This window comes from Pseudoxanthomonas sp. LjRoot204_2, assembly GCF_056175765.1.
Genome location: NZ_JBGFFG010000116.1, coordinates 1 through 8,597 on the forward strand (window position 1 = coordinate 1; position 8,597 = coordinate 8,597).

9 protein-coding genes are annotated in these 8,597 nt (G+C 69.2%); 7 read left to right on the plus strand and 2 right to left on the minus strand.

Features of this window, described 5'->3' with window-relative positions; genetic code table 11:
• A partial coding sequence (locus tag AC04L7_RS07410; protein ID WP_475512759.1) for a phosphatidylserine decarboxylase occupies nucleotides 1-321 on the minus strand: 321 nt, incomplete at its 3' end.
• Nucleotides 318-971 (minus strand): SCO family protein, encoded by a 654-nt coding sequence (locus tag AC04L7_RS07415; RefSeq protein ID WP_435999286.1) that lies wholly within the window; start codon nucleotides 969-971, stop codon nucleotides 318-320. The genes AC04L7_RS07410 and AC04L7_RS07415, both read right to left, overlap by 4 nt.
• Before the next feature lie 140 nt (nucleotides 972-1,111).
• Here AC04L7_RS07415 and prmB point away from each other — a divergent pair, with 140 nt between their 5' ends.
• From prmB to AC04L7_RS07450, 7 genes are all read left to right on the plus strand, one after another.
• Nucleotides 1,112-2,041 (plus strand): 50S ribosomal protein L3 N(5)-glutamine methyltransferase, encoded by a 930-nt coding sequence (gene prmB / locus AC04L7_RS07420; RefSeq protein ID WP_435999284.1) that lies wholly within the window; start codon nucleotides 1,112-1,114, stop codon nucleotides 2,039-2,041.
• Nucleotides 2,042-2,171: 130 nt separating this feature from the next.
• The gene (aroC, locus tag AC04L7_RS07425; protein WP_435999282.1) at nucleotides 2,172-3,275 is read left to right on the plus strand and encodes a chorismate synthase; all 1,104 of its coding nucleotides are present in this window, start codon (nucleotides 2,172-2,174) and stop codon (nucleotides 3,273-3,275) included.
• Entirely contained in the window at nucleotides 3,268-4,308 is a 1,041-nt protein-coding gene (locus AC04L7_RS07430) for a 2-hydroxyacid dehydrogenase (RefSeq protein ID WP_435999280.1), read from the plus strand. Before aroC ends, AC04L7_RS07430 begins: the two co-directional genes overlap by 8 nt.
• 75 nt (nucleotides 4,309-4,383) lie before the next feature.
• Nucleotides 4,384-5,409, plus strand: a complete 1,026-nt coding sequence (locus tag AC04L7_RS07435; protein WP_435999278.1) for an aspartate-semialdehyde dehydrogenase — start codon at nucleotides 4,384-4,386, stop codon at nucleotides 5,407-5,409.
• 39 nt (nucleotides 5,410-5,448) lie between these two features.
• The gene (locus AC04L7_RS07440; RefSeq protein ID WP_435999276.1) at nucleotides 5,449-7,188 is read left to right on the plus strand and encodes a FimV/HubP family polar landmark protein; all 1,740 of its coding nucleotides are present in this window, start codon (nucleotides 5,449-5,451) and stop codon (nucleotides 7,186-7,188) included.
• Between the two features lie 18 nt (nucleotides 7,189-7,206).
• Nucleotides 7,207-8,028, plus strand: coding sequence for a tRNA pseudouridine(38-40) synthase TruA (gene truA / locus AC04L7_RS07445; RefSeq protein WP_435999274.1), 822 nt, complete (start codon nucleotides 7,207-7,209; stop codon nucleotides 8,026-8,028).
• Nucleotides 8,029-8,160: 132 nt separating this feature from the next.
• A partial coding sequence (locus AC04L7_RS07450; RefSeq protein ID WP_475512760.1) for a phosphoribosylanthranilate isomerase occupies nucleotides 8,161-8,597 on the plus strand: 437 nt, incomplete at its 3' end.

The window sequence follows — 8,597 nt, forward strand, 5'->3', positions numbered from 1 at the left end:
GCCCTTGGCCTGGAAGATGCGGCCATCCTCGATGGGGCCGCACTGGCTGATGTGGCCATCGGCCGGCATCAGCAGCGCGCGCGGGTCGGCATCGGCAACCCGTGCGCCCGGCCTCAGTGCGCGGGTGAAAAAGGCGTTGAAGCTCGGGTAGGACAGGGGGTCGGGATTGGCGGCTTCACCGAGGTCGACATTGAATTTCCGCGTCACCGTATCGATCAGCCAGCGGCTGACGCCTGGCGAGGTCGAATAGGCCAGCCGGCGCGCCAGCGACGACAGGAAGCGGTGCGGCAGTACGTAGGTTAGCGAGGTCAGCAGGCTCATTTCGACGCCGCCTCGGTCAGCGCGCGCATGTCGGCGGCGATCGCCCTGGGCTGGAATGGCGGGCGGATCAGGCCGGCCAGGCGGCCCTGCGGGTCGAGTACGCCGATCGCGGACGAGTGGTCCATGCTGTAGTCGTTCGGGTTCTGTTCGAAGCCTTCCCCGGGGACCTTCATGAAGACGAAGCCCAGCGACCTGGCGAAGTTCTCCAGGGTCGGGATGTCGGCCGTGGCTGCCATCGTGTCGAGATGGAAGGCGTGGGCGTACTCGCCGATGCGGGTCGGCGTGTCGCGCTCGGGGTCGACCGAGACGAACAGCACGCGCGGGCGGGTCGAGTCGGGCAGGTCCTTCCACTGCGCCTGGGCCTGTGCCAGCTCGGCCAGCGTGGTCGGGCAGACGTCGGGGCAGAAGGTGAAGCCGAGGAAGACGAGCGTCCAGTGGCCCTTCAGTTCCCCGTCGGTGAGCTGGGTGCCGTCGGACTGGCGCAGCGAGAATGGCGGCAGCGGCCGCGGCTGCGGAAACAGGGTCACCGTCTGGGTCGCTGGCCATTGCGTGGCGGGCGTGACGGGGCCGAAGAATTTCTGCGCGGCCAGCAGGCCCAAGCCGGCGGCCAGCGCCAGGACGAGGATGAGGCCGATCTTCTTGTTGAACATGCGCTGGGGATTCCCACGATGGAAGGGCGCGGCCACACGGGCCGGGGGCCGCATGGGCGCGGCGGCAAGGCGGCCATGATACCGGGGCAGCCCCTATAATCGGCGGCCTTCGCCGTCCCGGCGTCTTCACAAGCCTTGCCATGACCGCCGACGTCGCCGCCGAACTGCACACCATCATCGACCTGATCCGGTACGGCGCCAGCCGCTTCAACGGGGCCGGCCTGACCTTCGGCCACAGCTACGACAACGCGCTGGACGAGGCCTCGCATCTGGTGCTGCACACGTTGCACCTGCCGCCCGACCTGGGCCCSGCCTACGGGCAGGCGCGCGTCACGGGTGCGGAGAAGGCCCAGGTGCTGGCGCTGTTCGAGCGACGCGTCAGCGAGCGCATCCCGGTCGCCTACCTGACCGGCGAGGCCTGGTTCGCCGGCCTCAGCTTCAAGAGCGATGCCCGTGCCCTGGTGCCGCGTTCGCCGATCGCGGAACTGATCGAAGCCGGCTTCGAGCCCTGGCTCGGCGGCCGCGACGTCACCCGTGCGCTGGACCTGTGCACAGGCTCCGGCTGCATCGCCATCGCGATGGGCCACTACAACCCGGACTGGCAGGTCGACGGCGTCGACATCAGCGACGACGCCCTGGCGCTGTCGGCGGAAAACAAGGCGCGCCTGCTGGCCGACAACGTGCAGTTCCTCAAGTCCGACCTGTTCGCCGGCCTGACCGGCAGGCACTACGACCTGATCGTCACCAACCCGCCCTACGTCACCAACGACGAGACCGACGCGCTGCCCAGGGAATATTCCTTCGAACCGGAACTTGGCCTGCGCGCCGGCGACGACGGGCTGGACCTGGTGCTGAAGATCCTGCGCGATGCGCCGCTGCACCTGAGCCAGGACGGCCTGCTGATCTGCGAAGTCGGCGAGTCCGAGCGTGCACTGGTCGCGCTGCTGCCGGACGTCGAATTCGCGTGGATCGAGTTCAAGGTGGGGCAGATGGGCATCTTTGCCGTCGAATGCGCAGAACTGATCCGCCACAACGCGCAGATCAGCGCGCTCGCCGCCACGCGGAAGTAGCGCGTCTCGCACGCGGTCCGCGGCGGTTGCGCCTGCAACCGTCGCGGCCAACGTTGGCGCACTGCACAATAGGGCGCCCGGCGTGCGATGCTTCAACGCCCGGCAGGGTGGTTCCACAGCGGAGCGGCGCTTGAGCAGCAACAGTTTCGGAAAACTCCTCACGGTCACCACGTTCGGCGAATCGCACGGACCGGCGATCGGTTGCGTCGTCGACGGCTGCCCGCCGGGGCTGGACATCGCGCCCGAGGAGTTCCGTCACGACCTGGAGCGCCGCGCCACCGGCAAGTCGCGGCACACCTCCGCGCGCCGCGAGGCCGATGAGGTCGAGATCCTCAGCGGCGTCTACGAGGGGCGCACCACCGGCACGCCGATCGCGCTGCTGATCCGCAACACCGACCAGCGCAGCAAGGACTACGCCGACATCGCACGGCAGTTCCGCCCGGGGCATGCGGACTACACCTACTGGCAGAAGTACGGCATCCGCGACCCGCGTGGTGGCGGACGTTCGTCGGCGCGAGAAACTACCATGCGCGTCGCGGCGGGCGTGATCGCCAAGAAGTGGCTGCAGCAGCGTCACGGCGTGAGCGTGCGGGGTTACCTGTCGCAACTCGGGCCGATCACCCCCGAAGGCTTCGACTGGAGCGCGGTGGAGGACAACCCGTTCTTCTGGCCGCACGCGGCGCAGGTGCCGGCGCTGGAAACCTACATGGATGCGCTGCGCAAGTCGGGCGATTCCATAGGCGCGCGCGTCAATGTCGTCGCCGACGGCGTGCCGCCCGGCTGGGGCGAGCCGATCTACGGCAAGCTGGACGGTGATCTCGCCGCCGCGCTGATGAGCATCAATGCGGTGAAGGGCGTGGAGATCGGCGACGGTTTCGCGGCGGTTACCCAGAAGGGCACCGAGCATCGCGACCTGATGACGCCTGACGGGTTCCTGTCCAACCACGCAGGCGGCATCCTTGGCGGCATCTCCACTGGCCAGCAGGTCACCGCGTCCATCGTGCTGAAGCCGACCTCGAGCCTGCGCCTGCCGGGCGCGACCGTGGACGTGGATGGCAATACGGTGGATGTCATCACCACCGGTCGCCACGACCCCTGCGTAGGCATCCGTGCCACGCCCATCGCCGAGGCGATGATGGCGCTGGTGCTGATGGACCAGGCGCTGCGCCATCGCGCGCAGTGCGGTGATGTCGGCGTCGTGCCGCCGCAGGTCCCCGGCAGCCTCGATGGCTGAGTCGCGGCCGCGCGTCTGGGTGTCGCAACCGCTGTTCGACGACATCGTCGAGCGGCTGGATGCGCACTTCGACGTGCGTTCGACCCCGGAGGTCATCGAGCACGCACCCCAGGCCATCGCCGACGCGTTGCGCGACAGCGCGGGTGCGCTGGTGACGCTGAACGAACGCATCGGGGCGCAGGAAATCGGCGCCGCCACGCAGCTGCGCGCGATCGCCAACGTGGGCGTGGGCTACAACAACCTCGATGTCGACGCGTTGACGCAGGCCGGCATCGTCGCCACCAACACGCCGGACGTACTCACCGAGACCACGGCCGATTTCGGTTTCGCGCTGCTGATGGCCACCGCGCGCCGCATCACCGAAGCCGAGCGCTGGCTGCGCGAAGGGCAGTGGCGGCAGTGGTCCTTCAGCACGTTGCTGGGCGCGGACCTGCATGGCAGCACGCTGGGCATCGTGGGCATGGGCCGGATCGGGCAGGGCATCGCGCGCCGCGCGCGCGGCTTCGGCATGCGCGTGCTGTACCACAACCGCAGCCGGTTGCCGGACGCGGTCGAGCGGGAATGCGGTGCGGACTACGCGAGCTTCGACGATGTGCTCGCTAAGGCCGACCACGTGGTGCTGGCGCTGCCGTACGCGCCGCAGGTCCACCACCTGGTCGACGCGGCCGCGCTGGCGAAGATGAAGCCGACCGCCACGCTGGTGAACATCGCGCGCGGTGGCATCATCGACGAGGTCGCACTGGCCGATGCGCTGGGCAACGGACGCCTGGCCGCCGCAGGCCTGGACGTCTACGAAGGCGAACCCGCCGTGCTGCCCGAACTGCTCGCGCTGCGCAACGTGGTGCTGACGCCGCATATCGCCAGCGCCAGCCTCGCCACGCGCCGCGCGATGGTGTCGCTGGCAGTGGACAACCTGATCGCCGCGCTGGGCGAGGGTCCGGACGCGGGTCATCCGCCGACGCCGGTCAATCCGGACGCGCTGGCCATCGCCGGCACCATCAAAATCACCATCGCCAAACGACAGGGAGCCTGAGGCACGTCCGCAGGTTCCCCGAACACAGCCTTCTCCCGTCTGCTGTCTTCACTCCTCCCTTCGCGAAACCCCTCCATGAGCAACCAGAACCGTAGCTTCAACGTCGCCGTCGTGGGCGCCACCGGCGCCGTCGGCGAAACCATGCTGTCCATCCTCGCCGAACGCGATTTCCCGATCGGCAAGCTCGTCGCCCTGGCGTCCGAGCGTTCCGCCGGCAACAGTGTCGAATTCAACGGCGAAAAGATCACCGTGCAGGACCTGGCCACCTTCGATCCGACCGGCATCGACATTGCGCTGTTCTCGGCAGGCGGCGGCATCTCCAAGGAATTCGCGCCGAAGTTCGCCGCGGCCGGTGCCGTCGTCATCGACAACTCCTCGGCCTTCCGCTACGACGCCGACATCCCGCTGGTCGTCAGCGAAGTGAACCCGGAGCAGGTGCAGAACCGCCCGCGCGGCATCATCGCCAACCCGAATTGCTCGACCATGCAGATGCTGGTCGCGCTCGCGCCCATCCACCGCAAGGTCGGCATCGAGCGCATCAACGTGGCGACCTACCAGTCGGTCTCGGGCGCCGGGCGTTCGGCACTCGAAGAGCTCGGCCGCCAGACCGGCGCGCTGCTGAACTTCCAGGACCCCGATCCGCAACGCTTCCCGGTGCAGATCGCCTTCAACCTGATCCCCCACATCGACGACTTCCTCGACAACGGCTTCACCAAGGAAGAGATGAAGCTGGTGTGGGAAACGCGCAAGATCCTCGGCGACGACAGCATCCAGGTGAATCCCACCGCCGTGCGAGTGCCGGTGTTCTACGGACACTCCGAAGCCGTCGCCATCGAAACACGCGACAAGATCACCGCCGCGGACGCGCGCGCGCTGCTGGCGTCGTCGCCGGGGGTGGAGGTCGTCGACGATCGCGCACCCGGCGGCTATCCCACGCCGGTCACGCATGCCTCGGGCAACGATGCGGTCTACGTGGGCCGCATCCGCGAAGACCTCTCGCACCCGCGCGGCCTGAACCTGTGGATCGTGTCCGACAACATCCGCAAGGGCGCCGCCCTGAACGCCGTGCAGATCGCCGAGCTGGTGGCGAAAAACGGCTGAGCCGCTATAGTCGTGACCGGGAAAACTTGGGGAAGGGCCGTGAAACCGAAGCACAGACCTCGGGCGGCAAGACTCCACCTGGCCGGCATGATCGGGCTGGGGCTGGCGTTGCTGAGCAACGCAGCCCTCGCGCTCGGCCTGGGGGAGATCAAGGTCAAATCGCAGCCCGGCCAGCCCTTGCTGGCCGAGATCCCGGTCATTTCCAGCGAACCGGGCGAACTCGAGCAACTGCGTGCGCGCCTGGCGTCGCCGGTGACGTTCGAGCGCGTCGGCCTGCCGCGACCGCAGGGGTTGGTGAACGAGCTGGACTTCACGGTCGCGCTGGACGACGCCGGGCGTCCGGTGGTGCGCGTCACCAGCCGTACGCCGGTGGACGTGGCGGCGGTGAACTTCCTGATCGAGGTCGACTGGGGCCAGGGGCGGCTGGTGCGCGAGTATTCGGCGCTCGTCAGCGCGCCGGGGACGCTGGCGGCGGCAGAACAGCCGGTGATCGACGCGCCGGTTGCCGCGCCTACCGACATCATCAGCCGTCCGGTCGAACCGGTCGCCTCGACGCCGCAGGAAACGGCGGAAGCATCGCCTGAAGCGGCCGCGCAGCCCACGCCGGCACCGGCGGCGGCACCCGTTGCGTCGGTGGCACAGGCGGCTTCCGTGGCGCCCGGTGGCACGTTGGCACCGGTGCGTCGTGGCCAGTCGCTTTCCCAGATCGCGGCGCCGCTGGCACGCGAGCAGGGCTACACGCTGGACCAGGCGATGGTCGCACTGCTGCGCGCCAATCCCGAGGCCTTCATCAACGGCAACCTCAACCTGCTGAAGCAGGGCGCTGTGTTGCGCGTCCCGGACGTGGCGGACGCGCAGACGATCCTGGAGGGTGAAGCCGCGGCGCTGGTGCGCAGCCAGATTGCGGAATGGCGCCGCGCACGCGCGCCCATTCCGCAACCGGCCGCCGTCGTCGACGCCACGCCAGCGACGGCGCCTGCCGCGGCGGCATCCCGCCCGGCACCGGTGGCGGATGCACGGCTGGAAATCGCGCCCGCGGCCACGAGCACGTCGGGTTCTGGAACGCAGTCCGGCGTCAGCGCCGGCGGTGAGGGCGAGATGTTGGCGAACGAACAGTTGCAGCAGTCGAAGGAAGACCTGGCCGCGCGCGAAGCGGAAGTGCAGGAGCTGCGCTCGCAGGTCGCGGACCTGGAAAAGCTCAAGGCGCAGCAGGAACAACTGCTGGCCATGAAGGACAGCGATCTCGCCGCCGCACAGCAGCGGCTGGCGCAGAGCAACGGCAGCGACGGTGGCGTGCCGGTGTGGGCATGGGCAGGCTTCGGCCTGCTGTTCGCGGGCGCGCTGGCCTGGGGATTCGCGCAACGTCGCCAGCGCCTGTCGCCCGCGCCGGTACCGCGCAACCCGGTGTTCGGCAAGGCCCCTGCAGAGAGCCGCGCTGCCGAACTCGCTGCCGTGATCCCGCAGACGGTGCCCGAGGCGGAGACGGCGCCGAGCCCGGTGCTGGAGCCGTCCGTCGCCGCGCCGCCCAAGGTCGCGCCGACCCCGGTAGCCAAGCCTGCGATGGGGCCCACCTGGCACGCAGGCGGGGCTGCCTCCGGCGCACCGGTGGCACCTGCGCCGACGCCGGCGCCGGCCGGCCGCGACCGTCTTGAACTGGCGGTGGCCTACCTCGACCTGGGCGACGTGGCCACGGCCCGTGATCTGCTGAACGAAGTGGCGGCGGGCAACGATGCCGGCGCGCGCGACGAAGCCCTGCAGCTGCTCCGCGATATCGGATGAAAGGCGCGGAGTGATGTCGTGACGCGCTATGCGCTGGGTGTCGAATACGACGGCAGCGAATTCCTGGGATGGCAACGGCTGAGCAAATCCGGCACGCCGGACGACACCCGCACCGTGCAGTCGGCGCTGGAACTCGCGCTGTCGTCCGTCGCCGATGCCCGGGTGGATACGATCTGCGCCGGCCGCACCGACGCCGGTGTGCATGCGCAGTGCCAGGTCGTGCATTTCGACAGCGACGCGGCGCGGACGCCACGGGGCTGGCTGCTGGGGGCGACGGCGCGGTTGCCGCCTGCCGTCTGCGTACGCTGGTGTCAGCCGGTGGCCGAGGATTTCCACGCGCGCTTCTCGGCGCGTGCCCGTCGCTACCGTTACACGTTGGTCAATCGCCTGGCGCGACCGGCGTTGGAGCGGCAATACCTCAGCTGGGAAAAGATCCCGCTGGATGCCGATGCCATGCACCGCGCCGCCCAGGTGCTGGTCGGCGAGAACGACTTCAGCGCGTTCCGCACCGTGCATTGCCAGTCGCCGCATGCGATGCGCAATCTCCATGCGATTTCGGTGGCGCGACAGGGCGAGCGGGTGGTCGTGGAGGTGCAGGCAAATGCCTTCCTGCACCACATGGTGCGCAACATCGTCGGTTCGCTGCTGGTGGTGGGGCGGGGTGAGCGGCCGGAAACCTGGGTGGGCGAGCTGCTGGCCGGCCGTGATCGCACGGTGGCCGGGCCGACCGCACCGCCGGATGGCCTGGTCTTCGTCAGTCCGCTATACCCGGCGGAGTGGCAGCTGCCCGCGGAAGTGACGCTGCAGGACACGCCCGTCGCGGCCGCGGCGCCATTGTAGCGGACCATGTCCGCACTGCTTTTCCAGGCACGTCCGCCCGGCGGACAGGTCCCGCCGGCATGGCCCGGCTCCGCGCGATCCCCCGAAAGCGGCTACGCTTCCGCGACGCCCGACCTTTTCCCCACCATGCACATGCGCATCAAATTCTGTGGCCTGACGCGTGCCGAGGATGTCCGCCTGGCGGTCGAGCTGGGCGTGGACTACGTCGGCCTGGTGTTCGCGCCGCACAGTCCGCGCCGGCTGCTGCTCGGCCAGGCGCGCATGCTGCGCGACCTGGTGCCGGAAGAGATCGCAGTGGTCGCGCTGGCCATGGACAACACGCGTGGCGACATCGAGCACATCGTGGAATCGCTGCAGCCCGACCTGCTGCAGTTCCATGGCGACGAAGACGATGCATTCGCGACCTCCTTCGGGCGCCCGTACTGGAAGGCGATCGCGATGGGCGGGCAGGACGCGGGCGTATTCGCCCGAGTGTCGGCCTATCCGGGCGCGCAGGGCTTCCTGTTCGTCGGCCACGCCGCAGGCGAGCAGGGGGGGAGCGGGCAGCGCTTCGATTGGCGCCGCATGCC